Source organism: Paraburkholderia sp. BL6669N2, assembly GCF_003387275.1.
Taxonomy (GTDB): domain Bacteria; phylum Pseudomonadota; class Gammaproteobacteria; order Burkholderiales; family Burkholderiaceae; genus Paraburkholderia.
Genome location: NZ_QUNA01000002.1, coordinates 2779576 through 2805109, shown reverse-complemented (window position 1 = coordinate 2805109; position 25534 = coordinate 2779576). Strand labels below are relative to the sequence as shown.

General features: G+C 60.0%; 16 protein-coding genes, 3 tRNA genes and 3 rRNA genes. 14 read left to right on the top strand and 8 right to left on the bottom strand.

The features are described 5' to 3' along the window. Positions 1-24 precede the first annotated feature (24 nt). Entirely contained in the window at positions 25-2022 is a 1998-nt protein-coding gene (rpoD, locus tag B0G80_RS35090; RefSeq protein WP_116122344.1) for an RNA polymerase sigma factor RpoD, read from the bottom strand. Positions 2023-2817: 795 nt separating this feature from the next. Between rpoD and B0G80_RS35085 the strand changes: the two genes are divergently transcribed. The 5 genes from B0G80_RS35085 to rrf all read left to right on the top strand — a co-directional run bounded on the left by B0G80_RS35085 (position 2818) and on the right by rrf (position 8187). Further along, a 16S ribosomal RNA gene (locus B0G80_RS35085) occupies positions 2818-4348 on the top strand. An 80-nt stretch (positions 4349-4428) separates the two neighbouring features. Beyond that, positions 4429-4505, top strand: a tRNA-Ile gene (locus B0G80_RS35080). Positions 4506-4590: 85 nt separating this feature from the next. Further along, positions 4591-4666 (top strand) — tRNA-Ala (locus B0G80_RS35075). A gap of 318 nt (positions 4667-4984) precedes the next feature. Next, positions 4985-7866 (top strand): 23S ribosomal RNA (locus tag B0G80_RS35070). Positions 7867-8073: 207 nt separating this feature from the next. Next, positions 8074-8187 (top strand): 5S ribosomal RNA (gene rrf, locus B0G80_RS35065). Together the 16S, 23S and 5S rRNA genes with 2 tRNA genes alongside form the textbook arrangement of a ribosomal RNA operon. Before the next feature lie 221 nt (positions 8188-8408). Here the strand turns inward: rrf and B0G80_RS35060 are convergent. Together B0G80_RS35060 and B0G80_RS35055 are read right to left on the bottom strand one after the other, a co-directional pair. Beyond that, positions 8409-8873 (bottom strand): hypothetical protein, encoded by a 465-nt coding sequence (locus B0G80_RS35060; protein ID WP_116122343.1) that lies wholly within the window; start codon positions 8871-8873, stop codon positions 8409-8411. Between the two features lie 411 nt (positions 8874-9284). Then, positions 9285-10133, bottom strand: coding sequence for a FadR/GntR family transcriptional regulator (locus tag B0G80_RS35055; protein ID WP_116122342.1), 849 nt, complete (start codon positions 10131-10133; stop codon positions 9285-9287). A 275-nt stretch (positions 10134-10408) separates the two neighbouring features. Here B0G80_RS35055 and B0G80_RS35050 point away from each other — a divergent pair, with 275 nt between their 5' ends. The 8 genes from B0G80_RS35050 (at position 10409) to B0G80_RS35015 (ending at position 18024) form a co-directional block, all read left to right on the top strand. Beyond that, positions 10409-11617 (top strand): ABC transporter substrate-binding protein, encoded by a 1209-nt coding sequence (locus tag B0G80_RS35050; protein WP_116122341.1) that lies wholly within the window; start codon positions 10409-10411, stop codon positions 11615-11617. A 90-nt stretch (positions 11618-11707) separates the two neighbouring features. Next, positions 11708-12568, top strand: a complete 861-nt coding sequence (locus B0G80_RS35045; protein WP_106285786.1) for a branched-chain amino acid ABC transporter permease — start codon at positions 11708-11710, stop codon at positions 12566-12568. Further along, a complete protein-coding gene (locus tag B0G80_RS35040; protein WP_116122340.1) occupies positions 12565-13620 on the top strand; it encodes a branched-chain amino acid ABC transporter permease in 1056 nt (351 codons plus the stop codon). The genes B0G80_RS35045 and B0G80_RS35040 overlap by 4 nt, the downstream gene beginning before the upstream one ends. Next, entirely contained in the window at positions 13617-14384 is a 768-nt protein-coding gene (locus tag B0G80_RS35035) for an ABC transporter ATP-binding protein (protein WP_116122339.1), read from the top strand. Before B0G80_RS35040 ends, B0G80_RS35035 begins: the two co-directional genes overlap by 4 nt. After that, complete coding sequence (locus B0G80_RS35030; RefSeq protein ID WP_116122338.1) at positions 14381-15082, top strand: ABC transporter ATP-binding protein; 702 nt, start codon at positions 14381-14383, stop codon at positions 15080-15082. Before B0G80_RS35035 ends, B0G80_RS35030 begins: the two co-directional genes overlap by 4 nt. A 33-nt stretch (positions 15083-15115) precedes the next feature. Beyond that, a complete protein-coding gene (locus B0G80_RS35025; protein ID WP_116122337.1) occupies positions 15116-16396 on the top strand; it encodes a Zn-dependent hydrolase in 1281 nt (426 codons plus the stop codon). Further along, complete coding sequence (locus B0G80_RS35020; RefSeq protein ID WP_116122336.1) at positions 16393-17883, top strand: M81 family metallopeptidase; 1491 nt, start codon at positions 16393-16395, stop codon at positions 17881-17883. Before B0G80_RS35025 ends, B0G80_RS35020 begins: the two co-directional genes overlap by 4 nt. A gap of 64 nt (positions 17884-17947) precedes the next feature. Then, a tRNA-Val gene (locus tag B0G80_RS35015) sits at positions 17948-18024 on the top strand. A 245-nt stretch (positions 18025-18269) separates the two neighbouring features. On the opposite strand, the gene B0G80_RS47460 is transcribed toward B0G80_RS35015, so the two are convergent. From B0G80_RS47460 to B0G80_RS34995, 5 genes are all read right to left on the bottom strand, one after another. Beyond that, positions 18270-18404 (bottom strand): hypothetical protein, encoded by a 135-nt coding sequence (locus B0G80_RS47460; RefSeq protein WP_012428369.1) that lies wholly within the window; start codon positions 18402-18404, stop codon positions 18270-18272. Positions 18405-18407: 3 nt separating this feature from the next. Next, positions 18408-19460: a permease gene (locus B0G80_RS35010; protein ID WP_116122335.1), complete on the bottom strand. Its 1053-nt coding sequence runs from the start codon at positions 19458-19460 to the stop codon at positions 18408-18410. 24 nt (positions 19461-19484) lie between these two features. Then, positions 19485-20552 (bottom strand): tRNA 2-selenouridine(34) synthase MnmH, encoded by a 1068-nt coding sequence (gene mnmH / locus B0G80_RS35005; protein ID WP_116122334.1) that lies wholly within the window; start codon positions 20550-20552, stop codon positions 19485-19487. 92 nt (positions 20553-20644) lie between these two features. Further along, a complete protein-coding gene (gene selD, locus B0G80_RS35000; protein ID WP_116122333.1) occupies positions 20645-21709 on the bottom strand; it encodes a selenide, water dikinase SelD in 1065 nt (354 codons plus the stop codon). A 200-nt stretch (positions 21710-21909) separates the two neighbouring features. Continuing rightward, positions 21910-22269, bottom strand: a complete 360-nt coding sequence (locus B0G80_RS34995) for a beta-xylosidase (protein ID WP_116122332.1) — start codon at positions 22267-22269, stop codon at positions 21910-21912. A gap of 193 nt (positions 22270-22462) precedes the next feature. Here B0G80_RS34995 and fdnG point away from each other — a divergent pair, with 193 nt between their 5' ends. Next, positions 22463-25531: a formate dehydrogenase-N subunit alpha gene (gene fdnG / locus B0G80_RS34990; protein ID WP_116122331.1), complete on the top strand. Its 3069-nt coding sequence runs from the start codon at positions 22463-22465 to the stop codon at positions 25529-25531. Positions 25532-25534 lie beyond the last annotated feature (3 nt).

Sequence of the window (25534 nt, the reverse complement as noted above, 5' to 3'; positions counted from 1 at the left end):
TTACCCGTTGATTTAGCGGTTGGCTTAGCGGTCGAGGAACGACTTCAGGCGGTCGGCGCGGCTCGGGTGCATCAGCTTGCGCATGGCCTTGCTCTCGATCTGACGAATCCGCTCACGCGTGACGTCGAACTGCTTGCCGACTTCTTCGAGCGTGTGGTCCGACTTCGTGTTGATGCCGTAGCGCATACGCAGCACCTTCGCTTCGCGCGGCGACAGCGAGTCGAGCGCGTCGTCGATGGCGGCGCGCAAGTCGGCTTGCATCGCGGCGTCGGCCGGCGAGGACGCCGCCGAATCTTCGATCATGTCGCCGAGCGTGGCGTCGCCGTCGTCGCCGACCGGCGTTTCCATCGACACCGGCTGCTTGGCGATCTTCAGAATCCCGCGCACCTTCTCTTCAGAGAGTTCCATGCGTTCCGCGAGCACGGACGGATGCGCTTCCTGACCGGTTTGCTGCAGAATTTCGCGCGAAATGCGGTTCAGCTTGTTGATCGTTTCGATCATGTGCACCGGCACGCGGATCGTGCGAGCCTGGTCGGCGAGCGAACGCGTCACAGCCTGGCGAACCCACCACGTTGCGTACGTGGAGAACTTCCAGCCGCGACGGTATTCGAACTTGTCCACCGCCTTCATCAGGCCGATGTTGCCTTCCTGGATCAGATCGAGGAACAGCATGCCGCGGTTCACGTACTTCTTCGCGATCGAGATCACGAGACGCAGATTCGCCTCGATCATCTCGCTCTTCGCCTTGCGCATCTTCGATTCGGCCGCGACCATCTGGCGGTTGATCTCTTTCAGATGCTTTAGCGGCAGCGAAACCGTTGCTTCGATTTCGATCAGCTTTTGCTGTTCGGACTGAATTGCCGGTAAATGGCGCTCCAGCGCCGCGCCGTACGACGACGCGCCGCGCGCCGCACGTTCCGTCCAGCTGAGGTCGGCTTCATGGCCGGCGAACGACTCGATGAACTTCTCGCGCGGCATGCCGCTCTTCGAGACGACGATTTGCAGAATGTTGCGCTCGATCGCGCGAACTTGTGCGACCTGTTGCTGCACGTCGCCGCACAGGCGGTCGATGGTGCGTGCCGTGAAGCGGATCTTCGCGAGGTGCTGCTGGATCTCTTCGCGTGCGCGCTGGTACGCCTTCGAGGTGACGTCGCCGCGCGTGTGCGATGCGTTCATCTGGTCGGACAGCATGCCGACTTGCGCGAAGATTTCGAGGCAGTCGCTCGTGAGTTGCTTCAGGCGCGCTTCGTCCGCTGCCGAGGAGTCGGCCGGGCCGACGTCGTCGTCACTGTCTTCGTCGTCGTCGCTGTCCGTGTCGGTGTCGACGTCGGCGGCTGCGTCCGCGCTGGTGCTATCTTCTTCGGCGGCGAGCGTGTCTTCATTCAGACCGTCGACCAGTTCGTCGATGCGCAGTTCGCCGTCGGCAACCTGCTGGGCGCTCGCCAGAATGGCCGAGATCGCGAGCGGGCAAGCGGCGATTGCCTGCACCATTTCGTGCAGGCCGTCTTCGATGCGCTTCGCAATCGCGATTTCGCCGGCGCGCGTCAGCAGTTCGGTCGCGCCCATCTCGCGCATGTACATACGCACCGGGTCGGTCGTGCGGCCGAATTCGGAATCGACGGTGGACAGGGCGACTTCGGTCTCCTCGTCCGCCTGATCGTCCGACACGACGGCCGGGGCGTTCGAGTTGAGCAGCAGCGTTTCCGCGTCTGGGGCCTGTTCGTAGACCTGCACGCCCATGTCGTTGAACGCGCTGACGATGCTGTCGATAGCGGCCGTCTGCGCGAAGTTGTCGGGCAGGTGGTCGTTGATCTGCGCGTGGGTCAGGTAGCCTTGCTCCTTGCCCAGCTGGATCAGCGCGCGCATCTGGCGCTGACGTTCTTCGGCTTGCTGCGGCGGCAACTCGGCCGCCACGGGGATCGCTTTACCGGCGCCCTTGCCCTTGGCCGTGCGGCCCGAGGGCGCTTTGGCGGTGTAGGCGGCGGTTTCGTGTTGCGAATCTTCGCGATCAAAAGGGTTCACGTATTCTCCTCTAGAGGCTTCGCTATGAGACGCAAGACGCGACCGTCAGGCGTTTCGAGCATGGCTCAACATCACCTGAGTGACTCAACGCGGTTGTTTGGCTGTGCTCTGGGGAGCAAAAAAGATGAGCCCGCTCGAAGCGGGCCGATAGAAATGTGCGAAATTCGCGCGGCTCGCATTATATCCGAGCTTGGGACTTTGCGCTCATCGTGTGCACATCTTTTCATCATGCGCGTTTGTCGCAGGTTCGTCCTTTGGCCGCCGGTCGGGCTTGGAGCGGTTGCTGGGCCGATGCATCTAGGTGCGTGCACATTCGCTGTTTTCAAGCTCCTCACTATAGAGGAGTTCGGTTGTCCTCACACGACGGGATCACGAATGCGCTGCTCCCCCTATATATAGCGATAGCGTGTTCTAGCGTCGATCAGCGCCTGGTCAAAAGAAAATTCACAAAAGGGGGTTGACGACGTGCCAGTCGTTCTCCATAATCTCGTTTCTCTGCTGCTGATGCAGCGACGCAGAACGAAGCGGTGCAGGGTGGTTGTGATGTTGACGACCTGCGGTGCGGGTTCGGTGGTGAATGCGTAATCGATCTTTAAAAATTAACAGCCGATAAGTGTGGGCGCTTGATGCGCGACGCGCCGGCGGGCCCTTCGGGATCTGCCGGATGAAGCGAAAGTATCAAGTCTCACACAGTAATGAAAGGAAGGTTTTTCCATTGAAAGATGGAGAGATCATTCGTCAGTACGTTGAGTGAGCGACCGGTTCTTAACTGAACCGAAAAACAGTAACAGGTTTGAACTGAAGAGTTTGATCCTGGCTCAGATTGAACGCTGGCGGCATGCCTTACACATGCAAGTCGAACGGCAGCACGGGAGCAATCCTGGTGGCGAGTGGCGAACGGGTGAGTAATACATCGGAACGTGTCCTGTAGTGGGGGATAGCCCGGCGAAAGCCGGATTAATACCGCATACGATCTGTGGATGAAAGCGGGGGATCTTAGGACCTCGCGCTACAGGGGCGGCCGATGGCAGATTAGCTAGTTGGTGGGGTAAAGGCCTACCAAGGCGACGATCTGTAGCTGGTCTGAGAGGACGACCAGCCACACTGGGACTGAGACACGGCCCAGACTCCTACGGGAGGCAGCAGTGGGGAATTTTGGACAATGGGCGCAAGCCTGATCCAGCAATGCCGCGTGTGTGAAGAAGGCCTTCGGGTTGTAAAGCACTTTTGTCCGGAAAGAAAACCTCTGCCCTAATACGGTGGGGGGATGACGGTACCGGAAGAATAAGCACCGGCTAACTACGTGCCAGCAGCCGCGGTAATACGTAGGGTGCAAGCGTTAATCGGAATTACTGGGCGTAAAGCGTGCGCAGGCGGTCCGCTAAGACAGATGTGAAATCCCCGGGCTTAACCTGGGAACTGCATTTGTGACTGGCGGGCTAGAGTATGGCAGAGGGGGGTAGAATTCCACGTGTAGCAGTGAAATGCGTAGAGATGTGGAGGAATACCGATGGCGAAGGCAGCCCCCTGGGCCAATACTGACGCTCATGCACGAAAGCGTGGGGAGCAAACAGGATTAGATACCCTGGTAGTCCACGCCCTAAACGATGTCAACTAGTTGTCGGGTCTTCATTGACTTGGTAACGTAGCTAACGCGTGAAGTTGACCGCCTGGGGAGTACGGTCGCAAGATTAAAACTCAAAGGAATTGACGGGGACCCGCACAAGCGGTGGATGATGTGGATTAATTCGATGCAACGCGAAAAACCTTACCTACCCTTGACATGTATGGAATCCTGCTGAGAGGTGGGAGTGCCCGAAAGGGAGCCATAACACAGGTGCTGCATGGCTGTCGTCAGCTCGTGTCGTGAGATGTTGGGTTAAGTCCCGCAACGAGCGCAACCCTTGTCCCTAGTTGCTACGCAAGAGCACTCTAGGGAGACTGCCGGTGACAAACCGGAGGAAGGTGGGGATGACGTCAAGTCCTCATGGCCCTTATGGGTAGGGCTTCACACGTCATACAATGGTCGGAACAGAGGGTCGCCAACCCGCGAGGGGGAGCCAATCCCAGAAAACCGATCGTAGTCCGGATCGCACTCTGCAACTCGAGTGCGTGAAGCTGGAATCGCTAGTAATCGCGGATCAGCATGCCGCGGTGAATACGTTCCCGGGTCTTGTACACACCGCCCGTCACACCATGGGAGTGGGTTTTACCAGAAGTGGCTAGTCTAACCGCAAGGAGGACGGTCACCACGGTAGGATTCATGACTGGGGTGAAGTCGTAACAAGGTAGCCGTATCGGAAGGTGCGGCTGGATCACCTCCTTTCTCGAGCGAACGTGTCAGTTGCGTAAAAGCAATGCGTTGAGCGCTCACGCTTATCGGCTGTGAAATCAGGACAGACTCAGGGGTCTGTAGCTCAGTCGGTTAGAGCACCGTCTTGATAAGGCGGGGGTCGATGGTTCGAATCCATCCAGACCCACCAAAGTCTTGTCTGGTGTGCTGATCGCCGAGTTTGGCGACTAAGACCCCTGGGTATCAACGCAGGTAGAGATTATCTGTGCATGACTGGGGGATTAGCTCAGCTGGGAGAGCACCTGCTTTGCAAGCAGGGGGTCGTCGGTTCGATCCCGTCATCCTCCACCAATCCTCAATGCGTAGCGTTCTGTGCAAGAAGCAGAGCGTTGTGCATTGGCGATTGAGCCAGTCAGAGTGATATGAAGCAGAGCTTTATATCGGCTGTCGTTCTTTAACAATCAGGAAGAAGTAGTAAAGAGATTCACGAAAGCATACTTAGAGATGGGTGTGCGAGTAGGTGAATCAGGGTTGTGATTGTATCAATGTATGAAAAGAGAGATCGAAAGATCGCTTTTGGAATACGGCGCAACACGAATACTCAACCTGTAGCGAGCGTGGCGAGCGTGTGATTCCCAGTGGATCATGCAGGAGACACACCCGTTATAGGGTCAAGCGAACAAGTGCATGTGGTGGATGCCTTGGCGATCACAGGCGATGAAGGACGCGGTAGCCTGCGAAAAGCGGTGGGGAGCTGGCAAACGAGCTTTGATCCACCGATATCCGAATGGGGAAACCCGGCCCGTATGGGTCATCCGTAGCTGAATACATAGGCTACGTGAAGCGAACGCGGTGAACTGAAACATCTAAGTAACCGCAGGAAAAGAAATCAACCGAGATTCCCAGAGTAGTGGCGAGCGAAATGGGACCAGCCTGCATTCTTTATCTGAACTGTTAGCCAAACGCTCTGGAAAGTGCGGCCATAGCGGGTGATAGCCCCGTAGGCGAAAACAGATTGGAAGAACTAGGTATGCGACAAGTAGGGCGGGACACGTGAAATCCTGTCTGAAGATGGGGGGACCATCCTCCAAGGCTAAATACTCGTGATCGACCGATAGTGAACCAGTACCGTGAGGGAAAGGCGAAAAGAACCCCGGGAGGGGAGTGAAACAGATCCTGAAACCGCATGCATACAAACAGTCGGAGCCTTTGAAAGAGGGTGACGGCGTACCTTTTGTATAATGGGTCAGCGACTTACATTCAGTGGCAAGCTTAACCGATTAGGGCAGGCGTAGCGAAAGCGAGTCCGAACAGGGCGATTCAGTCGCTGGGTGTAGACCCGAAACCAGGTGATCTATCCATGGCCAGGATGAAGGTGCGGTAACACGTACTGGAGGTCCGAACCCACTAACGTTGAAAAGTTAGGGGATGAGCTGTGGATAGGGGTGAAAGGCTAAACAAACCTGGAAATAGCTGGTTCTCTCCGAAAACTATTTAGGTAGTGCCTCGTGTATCACCTTCGGGGGTAGAGCACTGTCATGGTTGTGGGGTCCATTGCGGATTACTACGCCATAGCAAACTCCGAATACCGAAGAGTGCAATCACGGGAGACAGACATCGGGTGCTAACGTCCGGTGTCAAGAGGGAAACAACCCAGACCGCCAGCTAAGGTCCCCAAATATTGCTAAGTGGGAAACGAAGTGGGAAGGCTAAAACAGTCAGGAGGTTGGCTTAGAAGCAGCCATCCTTTAAAGAAAGCGTAATAGCTCACTGATCGAGTCGTCCTGCGCGGAAGATGTAACGGGGCTAAGCAATATACCGAAGCTGCGGATGCACATTTATGTGCATGGTAGGAGAGCGTTCCGTAAGCCTGCGAAGGTGCACTGGAAAGTGTGCTGGAGGTATCGGAAGTGCGAATGCTGACATGAGTAGCGATAAAGGGGGTGAAAAGCCCCCTCGCCGTAAGCCCAAGGTTTCCTACGCAACGTTCATCGGCGTAGGGTGAGTCGGCCCCTAAGGCGAGGCAGAAATGCGTAGCTGATGGGAAGCAGGTTAATATTCCTGCACCATTGTTAAATGCGATGGGGGGACGGATCGCGGAAGGTTGTCCGGGTGTTGGAAGTCCCGGTCCTTGCATTGGAGAAGGCGCTTTGGCAAATCCGGGCGCGGAATTCAAGGGTGCGAGGCCATTCACTTCGGTGAAGAAGCAATCGGAAGTGGTTCCAAGAAAAGCCTCTAAGCTTCAGTTTAACAAGACCGTACCGCAAACCGACACAGGTGGGCGAGATGAGTATTCTAAGGCGCTTGAGAGAACTCGGGAGAAGGAACTCGGCAAATTGGTACCGTAACTTCGGGATAAGGTACGCCCCTGTAGCCTGACTGGCCTGCGCCAGAAGGGTGAAGGGGTTGCAATAAACTGGTGGCTGCGACTGTTTAATAAAAACACAGCACTCTGCAAACACGAAAGTGGACGTATAGGGTGTGACGCCTGCCCGGTGCCGGAAGATTAAATGATGGGGTGCAAGCTCTTGATTGAAGTCCCGGTAAACGGCGGCCGTAACTATAACGGTCCTAAGGTAGCGAAATTCCTTGTCGGGTAAGTTCCGACCTGCACGAATGGCGTAACGATGGCCACACTGTCTCCTCCCGAGACTCAGCGAAGTTGAAGTGTTTGTGATGATGCAATCTCCCCGCGGCTAGACGGAAAGACCCCATGAACCTTTACTGTAGCTTTGCATTGGACTTTGAACCGGTCTGTGTAGGATAGGTGGGAGGCTTTGAAGCGTGGACGCCAGTCTGCGTGGAGCCGACCTTGAAATACCACCCTGGTTTGTTTGAGGTTCTAACCTTGGTCCGTAATCCGGATCGGGGACAGTGCATGGTAGGCAGTTTGACTGGGGCGGTCTCCTCCCAAAGTGTAACGGAGGAGTACGAAGGTACGCTAGGTACGGTCGGAAATCGTGCTGATAGTGCAATGGCATAAGCGTGCTTAACTGCGAGACCGACAAGTCGAGCAGGTGCGAAAGCAGGTCATAGTGATCCGGTGGTTCTGTATGGAAGGGCCATCGCTCAACGGATAAAAGGTACTCTGGGGATAACAGGCTGATACCGCCCAAGAGTTCATATCGACGGCGGTGTTTGGCACCTCGATGTCGGCTCATCTCATCCTGGGGCTGTAGCCGGTCCCAAGGGTATGGCTGTTCGCCATTTAAAGAGGTACGTGAGCTGGGTTTAAAACGTCGTGAGACAGTTTGGTCCCTATCTGCCGTGGGCGCTGGATATTTGAAGGGGGCTGCTCCTAGTACGAGAGGACCGGAGTGGACGAACCTCTGGTGTACCGGTTGTCACGCCAGTGGCATCGCCGGGTAGCTATGTTCGGAAGAGATAACCGCTGAAAGCATCTAAGCGGGAAACTCGCCTTAAGATGAGATATCCCCGGGGCTTCGAGCCCCTTGAAGGGTCGTTCAAGACCAGGACGTTGATAGGTCAGGTGTGGAAGCGCAGTAATGCGTTAAGCTAACTGATACTAATTGCCCGTAAGGCTTGATCCTATAACAGGTGTGTTTTGCGATGATCGTCAGTGCTTCAGCACTGACGGGCATCCCACCCCCGAAGGGGGCAAGGACACCCAGGTTAAGTGATCGTGTTGTGCCAGAAACAACACAACCCCAACAGCTTTACCCCTGGTGAGCATCACCAGAAACTACTTCTTCCAGATTGGCCGTATTGCTCCACGAGCAGTGCAGCAACAAGTCATGCCTGATGACCATAGCGAGTCGGTCCCACCCCTTCCCATCCCGAACAGGACCGTGAAACGACTCCACGCCGATGATAGTGCGGATTACCCGTGTGAAAGTAGGTAATCGTCAGGCTCCCCAGCAGCAAACAGAAACCCCACCCCGCAAAGGTGGGGTTTCTGCGTTTACCCCGCCGTAGAACCCGCCTTCACTCCCGCCCCATCCGCCGCGCATCCGCGTAGCCCGTCAGTTCCAGATACGCCCGTCCCACATCCACACCTTCACGCCGCACGATCCGTCGATTGCGAGAAACCGTCGACGAGGTTTCCCTCGCCGCCCCACATCGTGCGATCCGGCTAAGCCCGCTTACGCACCGGGATCTGATGCGGCACACCGGCGGTGAATCGATCAAGTCGTTCACTCGCATCGGTGATCGCCCAGAGGGGCGCGCTACGCAACTGTCGGTCGTAATTCGTAGCGATCGCCGCAAAAAGCGCGAAGCCCGTATCGTCCAATTCCCACTTGCCGGCCTCACGACCAGTGTCGAACACTACCGACACCGCACGTTCCGCTGCTCCTAGCTGCTCGCCGGTCACCGAACCGAAACCCGATTCCGCCAGAAAACCCGTCAACAGCATGATTTGCGTGAGCGTTTGTGCGTCGCTCATACTGCCGGCGCCACGGCGCATGGCGTCGAGGGCCAGATGGACCCGCAGCGCAAGGTCGTCGGCGGTTTGCCGGGGGATCGGCAATAGCATGGCCTTGGCATGCCGCGCACGCGCAACGCCAGTGTGGCGAGATAACGGAATAGGTTGTGCCATGAAGGTCCAATGTTTATGCCTGTGCAGATGCAATAACGGCGCGGATCGTAAAAGATTGAGCCCTCGTTGTGCAGTCGTGCACGCCATCGACGGGACGCTTGGAAGGCTGTCTGGTGGCCCTCGTCACCACTCCTGCGTGGAGTCCGGCGCATACGTCTTTCAGGCCAAAGGCGCGAGGCCTTTCAATCTTCCTTCCTGCGACAGGCATTTCTCCCACCAGAACCTCGGACCTCGAACCTCGCTCCGCGCGATGCCGATCGGCGACCGCGTCGAAACCTCGGCTATATACCAGACGCAACGGACCATTTGCGTCTCTTCATGAGAGAAAATGACCTCTATCCGCGAGGCCGCACCCCCATCCGGCGTCGCAACCCACCCTCAACCCACTCCGGCCGCATCAACGCCTCCGCCTCACTCGCCGTCATCCTCCTCCGAAACCGGCGCCACACTTCGCGCCCGCACTCGCCGACGAATCTCCGAATCCAGGATCAAACGTCCACGCAGCTTCCCCTTCATCCGCTTCACATAGCGCGGGGCCTCGGTCATGTGGATCACCATCAACTCTCGCACTTTCTCCACATCACGCTCACGTGCCGCCTTCGTAATCGCCTTGTGAATCTTGACGTTGGCCTGACCGAAACGCTCATGCTCCGCTTGCGGCGTATCGTTACGAAACTCGATGAGCTGCCGGATCATTTCATTGATCAACTCGCAACTGAAACGCAGGAACGGATTCGGATTCGCCGCCGCGAGGATGTCGTGGAAATTCACATCTTCCTGACGTTGCCGCACGATATCCTTCCCGCCGTGTGACGAAGCCGGTTGATCGCAACACGCAATGCTCGCGTCGAGCGCTTCGAAGTCCTGCTCCGTCAGATGAGGCACGGCCCCCGCCGCGAGTTCGGGCTCAAGCAGTTTGCGTACGGTGTAGATGTCGTCGATCGAAACGTCCTTGAAGAACAGGTAGTTTTGCAGAAGTTGCAACGTGCGATCGAGCGGCACCTCCACCACCATACCGCCGCCGCTCGGGCCGGTCGTCACTTTGATCAGCCCTTGCACCTCGAGCGATTTCAACGCCTCGCGGATCGTGCTCTTGCTCACCGAAAAGAGCTGCTGCAATTCCACCTCGCGCGGCAGCCGGTCGCCTGGCTTCAGGTCTTTCTCGGTGATGAGCCGCTTGATTTCCTCGGCGACCAGATCGCCGCGTTTCTGCTGCTTTATCTCAATCGCGGCGCCAGCCTTGGCGCGGTCCATGGCCATATTCGATGCTCCCAGTTTGTCCTGCACGATCTTCGATCGATTCCCCGGTGCCGTCGCTACCTGAAAGACTGCTCCGACGCCGCCAGGAATTTTGCCTTATTGACACCCGAATTTATTGTACCTACGATCAAGTCCAACCTATTTATCATGATAAATAGAACAAAGCCGATGCAGTGAAAAACTTCACGGCGGCTAGCAAGCTCGAGCAGTCGTTCGCGCAGCGTGTGCAGTTTCGTAGTCGGTCAGTGCGTGTCTCTTTCCTAAGGAGCGTCATTTTGAATCGCCGAAATATGTTGAAGCTGGCCGCGTTGTCGGCCGTTCCGGGCACGTTGGGCTCGCTGGTCGCGCGAAGCGCGTTCGCACAGGCCGGAACGTTGCAGTTCGCCTGTCCGGTGCCGATGTCGGGTCCATTCGCGGCGAACGGCAAATACGCCGACCTCGGCATGAAGCTCGCTATCGAGCAGTACGGCAAAGTGCTGGGTCAACCGCTCGCATACACGGTGCTCGACACGGAAGGCAAGCCCGCAACCGCCGTGCGTCGGGTTCAGGAAATCGCGCAACAAAAGAATGCGCGCTTCTTTGCCGGCGGTATTCTGTCCTCCGAAGCATTGGCAATGGGCAAGGAAGTGCAGAAGGCGGGCGGCGTTTTCATTACGACGGCGGGCGCGGACGAGATCACCGGCAAGGACTGCAACGACGCCACATTCCGCTGGTCGGTGCCGACCTACGGCGCGATCGAGCAGACGGTGCGTCCGCTGATCCAGATGATGCCCAAAGCCAAACGCTGGTACACGATCACGCCGCAATACGTGTTCGGCGACGGTTTGCTCTCGGCCGCGAAGACGGTCTTCAAAGAGAAGGGCATCGAACACGTGGGCAACAGCTACCACTCGCTCAATGAGAAGGAGTTCAGCGGCTATCTGACGAACGCAGTGGCGGCGAAGCCTGACGTGCTGCTGATTCTGAACTTCGGCTCGCAGTCGTCCGATACATTGCGCCAGGCCGTGAGCTTCGGCATGAAGAACAATTGCACGATTCTGATGGCCTGGGCGTCCGGACTCGAGCAATTCGAGTCGCTCGGTGCGGATCTGTGCGAAGGCGTCTTTTTCGGCGCACAGTATTGGCACGACATCGATTCACCGTTGAATCGCGATCTCGTCAAACGCGCGAATGCCGCGTTCAAGGCCAATCCCAACTACAGCCTCGCAGGGTCGTATATCTGCACGAAGATCCTGCTCGACGGCATCGTGAAAGCAGGTAACGTCGACCCGAAGAAAGTGGTCGCCGCACTCGAAGGCATGAAGTACGACGGTTTGACCGGCCCGGAAGAAGTCCGCAAAGGCGACCATCAGGTGCTGAAGAACTATTATCTGTTGAAGGGCAAGGCGAAGAACAAGATGAAGAACGCCGACGACTACGCGGATATCGTGAGCTCCGGCCAATCGTTCCTGCCGCTCGACAAAACCGGCTGCAAGATGGCCTGACGCCTACGTGCCGCCTGCAAGCGCGGCACGGCGCGCATGTCGCAATACGGCATCGCGACTTCTCTTTGCACCACCCTTTAGACGGACGCCATGAACGTTTATCTCCTGCAGATCGTCAACGGCATCGGAGTGGGAATGTTGTATTTCCTGCTCGCGGTCGGTTTGTCGATCGTGTTCGGTTTGCTGCGCTTCGTGAATTTCGCGCACGGCGCGTTCTATCTGCTCGGCGCGTACTTCTGCTATCAGGCGATGCAATGGTCCATGAGTTTCTGGACCGCGCTTATAGTCGTACCGGTCGTCGTGGGCGCGCTTGCGTGGGTCGTCGAGAAGCTGATTCTGCGGCACGTGTATGCGCAGCAGCATGAGTTTCATATTCTCGTGACCGTCGGTCTCGCGCTCGTCGTGCAAGAATGCGCGATCCTGATCTGGGGACCGCTCGGCGATAACGTGGCCGTGCCCGACGTGCTGAACGGCGTGGTGATCTGGGGCAGCTTCGTGTATCCCAAGTACCGTCTCTTCGTGATCGGCTTCACGGCGATACTGGCCGCGCTCTTGTGGTGGGTACTGGAAGGTACGCGGCTCGGCAGCGCGGTGCGTGCGGGCAGCGAATCGACGGAGATGGTCTCGCTGCTCGGCATCAACGTGTTACGTGTCTTCAGCCTGGTGTTCGCGCTCGGCGCCGCAACGGCCGCGCTGGCGGGCGTGCTTGCCGCACCAATTCGCGGCGTCGATCCGTTCATGGGTATCGAAGCGCTCAGCGTCGCGTTCGTCGTGGTGGTGGTCGGCGGAATGGGTAATTTTCTTGGTGCGCTGGTGGGCGGACTGCTGGTGGGAATCGTGCAAAGCGTGATGAGCACCTTATGGCCGGAAGGCGCGCGATTGATGATTTACGTCGCGATGGCCGCTGTTCTATTGCTGCGACCGAACGGTCTGCTCGGGAGGGCGGCATGATCGATACCTCGAAACCCATCGTGCAGAGCACTACTTCCTCGAAGACGCCAGCGGGCCTGAAGCACTCATTGCACCGTTATCGCTTCCTGTTGCTGGCGCTATTAGTCGTATGCATTTTGCCGCTCACGTTACGCTCCGGATCGCTCGCTACCGAAGTGCTGGTGTTCGCACTCGCCGCCCTCGGCTGCAATCTACTACTCGGCCACACAGGGTTGCTCTCGTTCGGACAAGGCATTTTCTTCGGGCTCGGCAGCTATTGCGCGGGATTGGTCCTTACCAAAACGGGGCTGCCGGTACCCATTGCCTTGCTTGCCTCGGCGGTGATCGGCGCGGCGGCCGCGGCGCTGGTCGGCTGGTTTTCGATTCGCCAGCGCGGCACGTACTTCGTCATGTTGACGCTCGCATTCGGCCAACTGTTCTACTTCCTCGCCTACACCACGCCCGATCTGACCGGCGGCGACAACGGCTTGCTCGACATCCCACGCCCGGCGTTGGGACTGTTCGGTAAAGCGATCGTCCCGTTGGCCTCGCCGTGGCAATACTACGGTTTCGTCGCGGTATTGTTCCTCGTGGTGTTCTGGCTGTTGATGCGTGTATCGCACTCGGTGTTCGGCCGTACACTGCTGGCGATTCGCGACAACGAAGCACGCGCGGCAGCGGTCGGTTACGACGTCAAGCGCTTCAAGCTGATGGCGTTCGTGATCTCCGGCGCGGTCACGGGTCTCGCGGGCGCGCTGCACGCGCTGATGACCGGCATCGCGCCGCTCTCCAACATCGACTATCACACGAGCGAAATGATCCTTGTGATGACGGTGATCGGCGGCACCGGCAATCTGTTCGCCTCTGTATTGGGCGCTGCGTTTTACGTGTTGTTCGCCGACTGGCTCTCCACGTTGTGGCCGCGCTGGCTCTTGCTGCTCGGCATCGTGCTGATGGCAGTCAGCCTGTACATGCAGCGCGGTCTGTGGGGATTGGGCGAACGCATCTGGCAATCGTTGCGCCGTAAATCATCCGCTGATGCAGGCAACGATGCAGACAAGGAGTCCGTATGAGCGAAGCCATTCTGCAAGCGAGCGGCGTGGTGAAGCGCTACGGCAAATTCACAGCGCTCTCCGACGTCACCTTGAACATCATGCCGCGCACGGTGCATTCCGTGATCGGACCGAACGGCGCGGGCAAAACCACGCTCTTCCACGTGTTGACCGGCACGCTGCCTATTACCGAAGGCAAGATCGTTTTCGACGGTCACGATGTCACGCGCGAGCCGGATTATAAGCGCGTACGGCGCGGCGTCGCCCGTTCGTTTCAGGTAACGAGCCTGTTCGCCAATCTGAGCGTGCGAGAAAATCTACGACTTGCCGCGCAAGGTGTCGACGCAGTGCGCGCGTTGAATGCGTGGACGCCGCCGCACGGTGCGCTCACGCATGCGGACATCGTCGACAGCGTGCTCGAGCGGCTCGCGTTGCGGCGTTTCAGCGACGTATCGGCGGGCGCGCTTTCGCATGGTCAGCAGCGGCGGCTCGAAGTCGGCATGGCGCTCGCCGCGCGGCCCAAGGTGATCTTTCTCGACGAGCCGACCTCGGGCATGGGTATCGACGACCTCGACGACATGAAGCAGTTGATTCGCGGTCTGCGCGACGATTACACGGTTGTGCTGATCGAACACAACATGGGCATCGTGATGGACATTTCCGACACGATCACCGTCATGCAGCAAGGGCGTGTGCTGGTGGAAGGCCGCCCCGACGACATTCGCGGCGACGAGCGCGTACGCAGCGCCTATCTGGGCAACATGATCACCGGAGGCCGCGCATGATTCTCGACGTGCAGCAGATTCACGGCTTCTACGGCAAAAGCCACATTCTGCAAGGCGTATCCCTGCAGATCAACGATGGTGAAACGGTCACGCTATTGGGTCGCAACGGCGCCGGCAAATCGACCACGCTGAAGGCGATTGCGGGCGTCGTCGCGCCGCAGCGCGGCACGGTCACGTTCAACGGCGCCAAAGTCAGCGGCATGCCGCCGCACAGGATCGCGTCACGTGGTGTCTGCTTCGTGCCCGAGCATCGCGGCATCTTTCGTCTGCTTACCGTCGAAGAAAACTTGCGGCTCGGCGCGCGCAAAGAATCGCCGTGGCAACTCGACGACATCTACCGCATTTTTCCGCGCCTGAAAGAGCGGCGCACGAACGGAGGCGCGCAGCTCTCCGGCGGCGAACAGCAGATGCTTGCGATCGGCCGCGCGCTCATGAATCACCCGCGCTTGCTAATGCTCGATGAACCCGTCGAAGGCCTCGCGCCGGTGATCGTCGAAGAAATCGTCGCGCAACTCAAGCTGATCCGCGAAGCGGGCGTGGCGATTCTGCTGGTCGAGCAGAATCTCGAGGTGTGCACGCAACTCGCGGATCGCCACTACATCATCGAGCAGGGCGTAATCGTCTATGCGGGCGACAACGCGTCGTTTGCCGCGGACGACTCGATCAAGGACCGTTATCTCGGCGTCGGCGTGGTCTGACGCGCATTCTGTCTTCAATACGAGGAAGCATCGATGCAAGTTCATGAATCAACAACCGTCGCGACGTTCGCAGATCTGCGAGTCGACGGCGCGCGGCTCTGGGACAGTCTCATGCAACTCGCGCGGATCGGCGCCACCGAGAAAGGCGGTGTGTGCCGGCTCGCACTCACGGAGTTGGACCGCGAGGCACGCGACCTCTTTATCGCGTGGACGAAGGAGATCGCCTGCAGCGTGCGGGTGGACGCGATCGGCAACATCTTCGCGCGCCGCGCCGGTTTGCGTGACGACCTGCCACCGGTGATGACCGGCAGCCACATCGACACGCAACCTACAGGCGGCAAGTTCGACGGCAATTACGGCGTGCTCGCGGGACTGGAAGTGCTGCGCACGCTCAATGATGCCAATGTGCGGACACTCGCACCGCTCGAAGTCGCGGTATGGACCAATGAAGAAGGTTCGCGCTTCGTACCGGTGATGATGGGCTCCGGCGTGTTCGCCGGTGCATTTACTCTGGAGCACGCGCTCGAACAACACGATCGAGAAGGCATCACGGTAAGCGACGCGCTGTCGCAGATCGGCTATGCCGGCGAGATCACAAAACCACATGCGGTAGGCGCCTATTTTGAAGCGCATATCGAACAAGGTCCGGTGCTGGAAGCACACGACAAAACAATCGGCATAGTGCAGGGCGCGCTCGGTCAACGCTGGTATGACGTGACGGTGCACGGCATGGAAGCGCACGCCGGCCCGACGCCGATGGAATTGCGCCGCGACGCGCTGCTCGTCGCGGCCGATCTGATTCGCGCCGTCAACCGCATCGCGCTCGATCACGCGCCTCACGGTCGCGGCACAGTCGGCTGGCTCGACGTGCATCCCAACTCACGCAATGTGATTCCAGGCCGCGTGACACTCGCCGTCGATCTGCGCGCCGCCGACGACGCCACGCTCACGGCAATGGACAGCGCATTGCGCGCCGCATGCTCGGTAGCGCGCGAGAAAACCGGTATCACGGTGGACGTCGAACAAGTCGTGTATTTTCCGCCGCAACCGTTCGCCGCCGAATTAGTCGACGCCGTGAAACAGGGCGCGGACACACTCGGCTTTTCGTCGATGGACGTGATCAGCGGCGCCGGTCACGACGCCGTCTATCTCGCGCGAGTCGCGCCCGCCGCGATGATCTTTGTGCCCTGCAAAGACGGCATCAGCCACAACGAAATCGAAGACGCGCGCGCGGATCATCTCGAAGCCGGTTGCAACGTGCTGTTGCAGGCCATGTTGAACGCCGCGCAGAACGCAGGGAGCGCGGACGCATGAAGATCCTCATCGCGCGGATGAATCACGAGACCAACACGTTTTCGCCGGTGGCCACGCCGTTGGCGGCATTCGGCCGTAACGGGCCGAGCTACGGCGAAGACGCGTTCAACGACAACAAAGGCATGCAAACGGCGATGGCCGCGTTCATCGACGCCGCCGAGCGTGAGCATGCCGACATCGTGACGCCCGTGTCGGCGTCGGCGAACCCGAGCGGGCCGGTCGAGGCCGCCGCTTACGAAGCGATCTGCGAGGCGATTATGTCGGCCGCCGTGGGTTGCGACGCCGTCATGCTCGATCTGCACGGCGCGATGGTCGCCGAGAATTCGAACGATGGCGAAGGCGATTTGCTCGAACGCGTGCGCGCGTTGCTGCCGGATGCGCCGATCGCCGTCGCGCTCGACTTGCACGGCAACGTCACGCAAAAGATGATCGACAACGCGGACGTGATCGTCAGCTTCAAGACCTACCCGCATGTCGATATGTACGAGACCGGCGCGCACGCGGCGCGTCTGATGTTCGATCTGGTCCATGGCAAGGCGAGGCCTGTGATCGCGTGGCGCCAACCGCCGTTGCTCACGCATACGCTGCGCAGCGCGACGGCCGAAGGCGCGATGAAGCGCGCCGTCGACGCCGCGCGCGCGGCCGAGGCCGACGGCATGCTCGCGGTGTCGGTGCTGTCTGGCTTCTCGCTTGCCGATATCGAGGCGCCCTGCATCAGCGTCGTGGTGGTGGGCAATGGCGAGCGCGCTCACGCCGAAGCGGTCGCGGAGCGCATCGCGCGGCAGATCTGGAACGAGCGCGAAGACTTCGTCTATCGCAGTGCGCCGCTCGCTGAATCCGTCGCGCAAGCCGCCGCGCTCGCAGCGGACGCCGACAAGCCCGTGCTGCTGCTCGATCACGGCGACAACTGCATGTCGGGCGGCACCTGCGACACGATGGATCTGCTCGAGGAAGCCTTGAAGCAGAAGCTCGAAGGCATCGTGAGCGGACCATTGTGCGATCCGCAAGCGGTCGCCGCGTTGATGTCGGCGGGCGTCGGCAGTACGGTGACCGTGACCATCGGCAACAAGGTCGCGAGCGACGCGCTCAAGCCGCGTCCGCCGCTCGCCGTGACCGGCGTGGTGCGCGCGTTGACCGACGGCGAGTACGTGATCAGCGGCCCGACGTACACCGGGCAGCGCGCTTTCATGGGCCGCGCCGCGGTCCTCGACACGGGCACCGTCAAGCTCGTGATGACCGAGCGCACGCACGAACCGTGGGACCTCGGCGTGTTCGAGAGTGTCGGCATCGATCCGCGTCGCGCGCGTTTCCTGTTGCTGAAGTCGCGCATGTACTGCCGGCCGGTGTTCGTGCCGATTGCGGCGGCGTTGGTGGAATGCGATAGCCGTGGCGTGACGAGTTCGGATTACGGCCTGTTCGCTTTCAAGCAGCTAAAGCGGCCGCTCTATCCGCTGGATACGCAAACCGAGTGGGCATCGACGAGTTGATCGACACAAGTGCCGTCAGGGGCTTGTGCTGAGCGTGCGGGTTCTCTATAATTCGCGCCTCTAAAGGCTCGTAGCTCAGTTGGTTAGAGCACCACCTTGACATGGTGGGGGTCGTTGGTTCGAATCCAATCGAGCCTACCAACGCATCCGTGACGTAGACGAAAGCGGCTTCGCTTTCGTCTACTGTCAGGTTCTCGCATCACCTCGGCGCACTGCTCAGCGTGCCGCTCTGTCCCGCCGGTTTCTCCTCTCCGAATTACCTTGAGTTAGACGTAGCACCGCTCGTGCGCGCGCCAGATCGCGTGGATCCTGCCGCGCATGCGGTGGCGTTGTGGCTGGCTGCGATTCGCGAGGCGCCGGCGGCGTAGGCGAGTCGCAGCGCGCGGTCACGGGCGAAGCAGATCGAACCCCGCCAGCGTCACTACGCCGCTCACCACGATCAGCGCCACCGAATGCTGTCCGAAGTAGAGCAGGCCGGCCGCCGACCAGCACGTCAAGGCAAATGCGGCAATACGTTTCATGGTTTAGAACCCCAAGGCTACCGCCAACAATCCGCTGATCACGCCGCATACCACGACGGCCAGCGCCACGACCGTCAGCACGCGGCGCGGAAACGAGCGTCCGAGCATCGCCATGGACGGCACGCTGATCAGCGGCAGCGTCATCAGCAAGGCGCCAGCCGGGCCGGCCGCCATGCCGAACGAGAGCATGGCCTGGATGATCGGCACTTCGCCCGCGGTCGGAATCACGAACAGTGTGCCGGCGATGGCTAGCGCAATGATCCAGAGCAGGCTGTTGTCGATCTCCGGTCCGACATGCGGAAACAGCCACGTGCGCGCCGCGCCGAGAATCAGCACCAGTACGACGTATTCGGGAACGAGCCGCAGCGTCATCGTGCCGAGGATTTTCACCCAGCGTGCGAAGGCGGTGCCGGGCACATCGGCGACCAGCTGCGCCATCGCTTCGCGCGACGCTTCGGCTTCCTTCGGCGTCACCATGCGGTTCACCAGGTATCCGAGGCCGAACACCATCACGATGCCCAAGGCGAGGCGCAGGCCCATCCACTGCCAGCCGAGCACAAAGCCCATGAAGATCAGCGTAGCCGGATTCAAGGCGGTATTGCCGAGCCAGAAGGCGATCGCCGCGCCCGGCGCCGCCTGACGCGCACGCAAGCCCGCCACTACCGGCGCGGCGCAGCATGTACACATCATGCCCGGCAACGACATCAGGCCACCCTTCACGACGCTGCTGAAATCGGTCCGGCCGAGCGCGCGCGCGACCCATTGCGGCGGAATCAGCGCCTGTACCGCCGAACCGAGCAGCAGCCCGAGCACCATGGCTTGCCAGATCGCTTTGCCGTAGGCGAGGGCGTAGTCAATGGCAGATTGCCACGACGCCGCCGGCGCGCTCGCCGACGTGCCCATCAGAATGGACTTGCCGATCGAGTGCTGGCTCGCCGCCACGAACGCGCGGTTGTAGTACGGAAACCACTTCACGTAAAAGAGGCCGACCACGGCGATCAGCAGAAAGACGATCCAGCCTAGCGCGACTCGTGGTTGTCGAAGGGTTGATTGCATAGGGATCTTGAACGTTGGTTTTAATCAGGTGACAGCGAGTGCGCTGCTGTCGAGCTTTGCAAGCAGTGCTTTCGCCTGATCGATGACATCGGCGTCGTTAGGCCGGAAATTCCATTGCAATGCACGCGCCAACTGGACGAAATGCTGATGGCTGCTGCGCGCGTACGCCGGATCGTAGTGACGCCCGATCAACTCGCGCGCGAGTTCGGCGCGCCGGTTGTCGTCGACGAGTTGCTGCCAACCCGTGACACGTTCCCGGCTATGTAAACCGATCATTCGTTGCAACTGTCCCTTGAGTGATTCGGGATCGTCGAACAGATGGGCGTAGTCGTGCAGCAGGAAGGCCGCGCGATCTTCGGGGCTCGAGATTACCTCCACGCAGCGGCTCTGATGAACCGTGTCGAGCAGCGCGAGCGGCAGCGCGATAGAACCGATGCGCCGGCTTTCCGCTTCCACGAACACCGGCCGTGCCGGGTCGAACGCGCGCAGCGCGCTCACGAGCAGCGTATCGAAACGCTTCTGCGACGGCTGCGGCACGCCGGCCCAGGCGCCGAGCAACGAGCCGCGATGCGCCGCCAGCGCTTCGAGATCCAGCGTCTGCGCGCCCGCGGTGTTCAGGGCCGCAAGCAGGCGCGTCTTGCCGCTGCCCGTCGGGCCAACCAGCGCGACGTAGGAGAATGTCTTCGGCAACGTGACGAGCGTGTCGAGCGTGGCGCGCCGATAGGCTTTGTAGCCGCCTTCGAGTTGGCGTGCCTGCCAGCCGATCATATTGAATAGCGTGGTCACCGAGCCCGAGCGCTTGCCGCCGCGCCAGCAATAGACCAGCGGCCGCCAGTTGCGCGGCCGGTCGGCGAACGTCGTCTCGAGATGGTGCGCGATATTGCGCGCGACCAGCGCCGCGCCGATCCGCGTGGCTTCGAACGGCGATACCTGCTTGTAAGTCGTGCCGACCAGCACGCGCTCTTCGTTGCTCAGCACGGGCGCGTTGAGCGCGCCCGGAATATGGTCTTCCGCAAACTCGAGAGGCGTGCGCACATCGATGATTTCGTCGAAATCACCGGCTTGTTCGAGGCTGACGAGTAGGTTTTTCAAGGCGTTGGGGCACAAAGGGTCGGCTGCGGCGGGGTGCAATTATCGCATGCGTCGTCCATACCGGCCGCGTCGTTCCGCCCGCCGCTCGCGGCTCAGATAACCTCGACGCGTCCTTCTCCGTTGACCATTTCGCCAATCACGCATGCTTCGCCGAACCCATCGGCGCTGAACAGGGCGAGCACTTCGTCGACGGCTTGCGGCGCGCACGAGACCAGCAGGCCGCCCGAGGTTTGCGGATCGGTGAGCAGCGTGCGCGCGGTCGCGGAAAATGAGGATCGCAAATCGATGTTTTTACCGTATGCGTCCCAGTTGCGCCCCGAAGCGCCCGTAAAAATGCCGGCCTCCGCAAGGCTCACCACGTCCGGCAGCCACGGCAGATCCGCGTAGCGCACACGAGCGGTGAGGTTTGAGCCGCGCGCCAATTCCAATGTGTGGCCGAGCAGCCCGAAACCGGTGATATCCGTGAGCGCGTGCACGCCGGCGAGTTTGGACAGGTCCGCGCCCGGCCGGTTGAGCTTGGTCGTCGCGCCGATCATGGCGGCGTAGCCGGCGGCGTCGAGGCGGTCCTTCTTCAGGGCTGCCGAGAGAATACCCACGCCCAGCGGCTTGCCAAGGATCAGCACATCGCCGGCTTGCGCGCCCGCGTTGCGTTTGACGCGCTTCGGGTCGACCACGCCGATGGCGACGAGGCCGTAGATCGGCTCGACCGAATCGATCGAATGGCCGCCGGCGAGCGGGATGCCGGCTTCCGCGCATACCGATTCGCCGCCCTTCAGCACGGCAGCGATCACGTCGTGCGGCAACACGTTGATCGGCATGCCGACGATGGCCAGCGCCATGATCGGCTTGCCGCCCATGGCGTAGACGTCGGACAGCGCATTGGTCGCGGCGATGCGGCCGAAGTCGAACGGATCGTCGACGATCGGCATGAAGAAATCGGTGGTCGCGACGATCGCCTGTTCGTCGTTGAGTTTGTAGACGGCGGCGTCGTCGGCTGTGTCGTTGCCGACCAGCAGGTCGGGAAAGAACGGCAGCGGCGCGCTGCGCTTGAGCAGGTCGGCGAGCAGGCCTGGCGCGATCTTGCAACCGCAGCCGCCGCCGTGCGACAGACTGGTGAGACGGGGCGACGCGCTTGCGTGGCTGGGAGTATGGGTCATTGGGCAAGCATTTCAGACGACGAATGACCGACATTATGATGGTTGTTCGGGCAACGCGCAGGGACGGCGGTCGTCGAAGCGATCCGGCCGGAGCGCGAAACACGTCGTCGATTCTTCTGAAGTTACCTCTAAACGCCCGGCGGTCTCGTCATGCGCCCGCCGCAGGAGAGCGGGCGGCAAAGATGCGGCAATCTCACACGTTATTTGTTGCTGCCTGCGCCAGTGCCGTAGAGCCCGTTATCGAAGCCGCCCGCGCCTTGGGGCTTGTGACCCGGCCCGGCCGTCTTGCCGCGCGTGTTCGCCGAGCCGCCATCTTTCGTCTGTGGCTTATGCGATTCATGAACGGCAGAGGCGGACGAATCCGGCGCAGACCCCATCGAAGAAGTGCGGCTCTCCTGCTGCGACGAGCCGCTGCCTTGCGTGATCTGGGCAACGCCGTGCGAACTCAGTACGAGCATCGCACCACCCAGCGCAAGCGACGCAAGGCCGGCCGACGCGCGCCATTTCACTGCGCCGTAAATAGTGCGTGCGGGAGAAGATGTGAAAAGCGGAGCGGTCATATATGTGCCAAAGGTCAGGAGTAAGCGTCGAGGCGTCTGCCTCCTGTCAGCAATAACGGTGCCTCGACTGATGAAACCGGCTGCGGCAATTCATATTCAGTTGCACTGTAGATGGCGTAACTCCTCGCTGCAGGATTTCATACCGCTCTCTATAATCAAATTTGGTGTCCCCATAAAGAGCCGAGGCCATTCGATGACCCATATGTCCCGGCGACAATTTCTGAAGGTCTCCGCCACCACGCTAGCCGGATCGAGCCTTGCCCTCATGGGCTTCTCACCCGCGCCCGCGTTAGCGGAGGTTCGTCAGTACAAGTTGTCGCGCACAACCGAAACCCGCAATACCTGCCCGTACTGTTCGGTAGGCTGCGGCATCCTGATGTACGGACTCGGCGACAACGCCAAGAATGCAAAGTCCAGCATCATCCATATCGAGGGCGATCCCGATCATCCGGTCAATCGCGGCACGCTGTGCCCGAAAGGCGCGAGCCTGATCGACTTCATTCATAGCGAGAGCCGTCTGAAGTATCCGGAGTATCGCGCGCCCGGCTCGAATGAATGGAAACGCATTTCATGGGAAGACGCGCTCGACCGCATTGCGAAATTGATGAAGGAAGATCGCGATGCCAACTTTGTCGAGACAACGGCGGACGGCAAGAAGGTCAACCGCTGGCTGACCACCGGCGTGCTCGCGGCATCGGCCGGCAGCAATGAAGTAGGTTATTTGACGCACAAGACTGTCCGCAGTCTTGGCATGCTCGCATTCGACAATCAGGCGCGTGTCTGACATGGCCCGACGGTGGCAGGTCTTGCCCCGACGTTTGGCCGTGGAGCGATGACGAACCATTGGGTCGACATCAAGAACGCGGACGTGATTCTGGTGATGGGCGGCAACGCGGCCGAGGCGCACCCGTGCGGTTTCAAATGGGTCACTGAAGCCAAGGCGCATCGCAAGGCGAGGTTGATCGTGGTCGATCCGCGCTTTACGCGCACGGCATCGGTTGCGGACTATTACGCGCAGATTCGGACCGGCTCGGACATCGTGTTCCTCGGCGGGGTGATCAACTATCTGCTCACCAACGACAAGATCCAGCACGAGTATGTGAAGAACTACACGGACATGCCGTTCATCGTCCGTGAGGACTTCTCGTTTACCGACGGTCTCTATTCCGGCTACGACGCCGACAAGCGTAAGTACGATCAGAGTTCGTGGGACTACGAACGCGGCGACGACGGCTTTGCCAAAGTCGATCCGACCTTGCAGCACCCGCGCTGCGTCTATCAGTTGATGAAGAAGCACTACTCGCGCTACACGCCCGAACAGGTCGAGAGCACGTGCGGCACGCCTAAGGAAAAATTCCTTAAGGTGTGCGAGATGCTCGCATCGACGGCTGTTCCGGGGCGCGCCGGCACGATCCTGTACGCGCTCGGCTGGACGCATCACTCGATCGGTGCGCAGATCATCCGCACCGGCGCGATGGTGCAATTGCTGCTGGGCAATATTGGCATTGCGGGCGGCGGCATGAATGCGCTGCGAGGGCACTCGAACATTCAGGGGTTGACCGACCTCGGTCTGATGTCGAACCTGTTGCCGGGTTACATGACGCTGCCGCTGGAAGCCGAGCAGGACTTCGACGCCTACATCGCGAAACGCGCGAGCCAGCCGCTGCGGCCGAATCAGTTGAGCTACTGGCGCAACTATCGCGCGTTCCATGTCAGCTTCATGAAGTCATGGTGGGGCGATAACGCGACAGCCGAGAACAACTTCGGTTTCGACTATCTGCCCAAGCTCGATAAGTCGTACGACATGCTGCAGGTCTTCGAGCTGATGAATCAAGGCAAGATGAACGGCTACATCGCGCAGGGCTTCAACCCGCTTGCCGCGGCGCCGAACAAGGCGAAGATCGGCGCGGGTCTGGCTAAACTGAAGTGGCTCGTCGTCATGGATCCGCTCGCTACGGAAACGTCGGAGTTCTGGAAGAATTTCGGCGAATTCAACGACGTGGATCCTACTGCGATCCAGACCGAAGTGTTCCGTTTGCCGACCACCTGTTTCGCGGAAGAACGCGGCTCGCTGGTCAGTTCCAGCCGTGTGCTGCAGTGGCACTGGCAGGGCGCGGTCGGCCCCGGAGAAGCGAAGAGCGACCTCGAGATCATGTCGGGGCTATGGCTGCGCATTCGCGAGGCTTACAGGAAGGACGGCGGCAAGTATCCCGATCCGATTCTCAAGATGAGCTGGCCGTATGCCGACCCGGAAAGCCCGACGCCCGAAGAAATCGCCATGGAGTTCAATGGCAAGGCGCTCACCGACGTCACCGACACGACCGACAAAACCAAGGTGCTCGCCAAACAGGGCGAGCAGTTGTCGAGCTTCGCGCAGTTGCGCGACGACGGCAGCACCGCGAGCGGCTGCTGGATCTTCTGCGGCGCATGGACCCAGGCGGGCAACCAGATGGGCCGCCGCGACAACTCCGACCCGACCGGTATCGGAAATACGCTGAACTGGGCGTGGGCCTGGCCGGCGAACCGGCGGATTCTGTACAACCGTGCTTCGTGCGACGTCAGCGGCAAGCCGTTCGATCCGACCCGCAAGCTGATCGCATGGAACGGCAAGGCGTGGACAGGAGCGGACATTGCCGACTTCAAGGCCGACGAACCGCCCGAAAACGGCATGAATCCGTTCATCATGAACGCGGAAGGCGTCGCGCGTTTCTTCTCGCGCGATGGTCTGGTGGAAGGGCCGTTCCCGGAGCACTACGAACCGTTTGAAACGCCGCTTGGCTACAACCCCCTGCATCCGAACAACAGGGCGGCCGTCAACAGTCCGGCGGCACGCGTGTTCCCCGCTGACCACGCCGCGTTCGGCACGCACGAGAACTTCCCGCATACGGCGACCACGTATCGTTTGACGGAGCATTTCCACTACTGGACCAAGCACGCGCATCTGAACGCGATCGTGCAGCCGCAGCAGTTCGTGGAGATCGGCGAGGATCTGGCGAAAGAAGTGGGCGTGGTGGCCGGCGATCGCATCAAGGTGTCGTCCAATCGCGGGCATATCATCGCCGTGGCACTCGTCACCAAGCGGATCAAACCGCTGATGATCGAAGGGAAGAAAGTCCAGACTGTCGGATTGCCGTTGCATTGGGGCTTCAAGGGACTCGCGAAGCCGGGCTATCTCGTCAACACGCTGACGCCTTCCGTGGGCGATGGGAATTCGCAAACACCGGAATTCAAATCGTTCCTTGTCAAGGTCGAAAAGGCATAGGGA

Bases quoted from the DNA above. Each gene is read 5' to 3' on its own strand.
- B0G80_RS35060 (WP_116122343.1), bottom strand. From the start codon at position 8,873: ATGGCACAACCTATTCCGTTATCTCGCCACACTGGCGTTGCGCGTGCG.
- B0G80_RS35055 (WP_116122342.1), bottom strand. From the start codon at position 10,133: ATGGCCATGGACCGCGCCAAGGCTGGCGCCGCGATTGAGATAAAGCAG.
- B0G80_RS35045 (WP_106285786.1), top strand. From the start codon at position 11,708: ATGAACGTTTATCTCCTGCAGATCGTCAACGGCATCGGAGTGGGAATG.
- B0G80_RS35040 (WP_116122340.1), top strand. From the start codon at position 12,565: ATGATCGATACCTCGAAACCCATCGTGCAGAGCACTACTTCCTCGAAG.
- B0G80_RS35035 (WP_116122339.1), top strand. From the start codon at position 13,617: ATGAGCGAAGCCATTCTGCAAGCGAGCGGCGTGGTGAAGCGCTACGGC.
- B0G80_RS35030 (WP_116122338.1), top strand. From the start codon at position 14,381: ATGATTCTCGACGTGCAGCAGATTCACGGCTTCTACGGCAAAAGCCAC.
- B0G80_RS35025 (WP_116122337.1), top strand. From the start codon at position 15,116: ATGCAAGTTCATGAATCAACAACCGTCGCGACGTTCGCAGATCTGCGA.
- B0G80_RS35020 (WP_116122336.1), top strand. From the start codon at position 16,393: ATGAAGATCCTCATCGCGCGGATGAATCACGAGACCAACACGTTTTCG.
- B0G80_RS47460 (WP_012428369.1), bottom strand. From the start codon at position 18,404: ATGAAACGTATTGCCGCATTTGCCTTGACGTGCTGGTCGGCGGCCGGC.
- B0G80_RS35010 (WP_116122335.1), bottom strand. From the start codon at position 19,460: ATGCAATCAACCCTTCGACAACCACGAGTCGCGCTAGGCTGGATCGTC.
- selD (WP_116122333.1), bottom strand. From the start codon at position 21,709: ATGACCCATACTCCCAGCCACGCAAGCGCGTCGCCCCGTCTCACCAGT.
- B0G80_RS34995 (WP_116122332.1), bottom strand. From the start codon at position 22,269: ATGACCGCTCCGCTTTTCACATCTTCTCCCGCACGCACTATTTACGGC.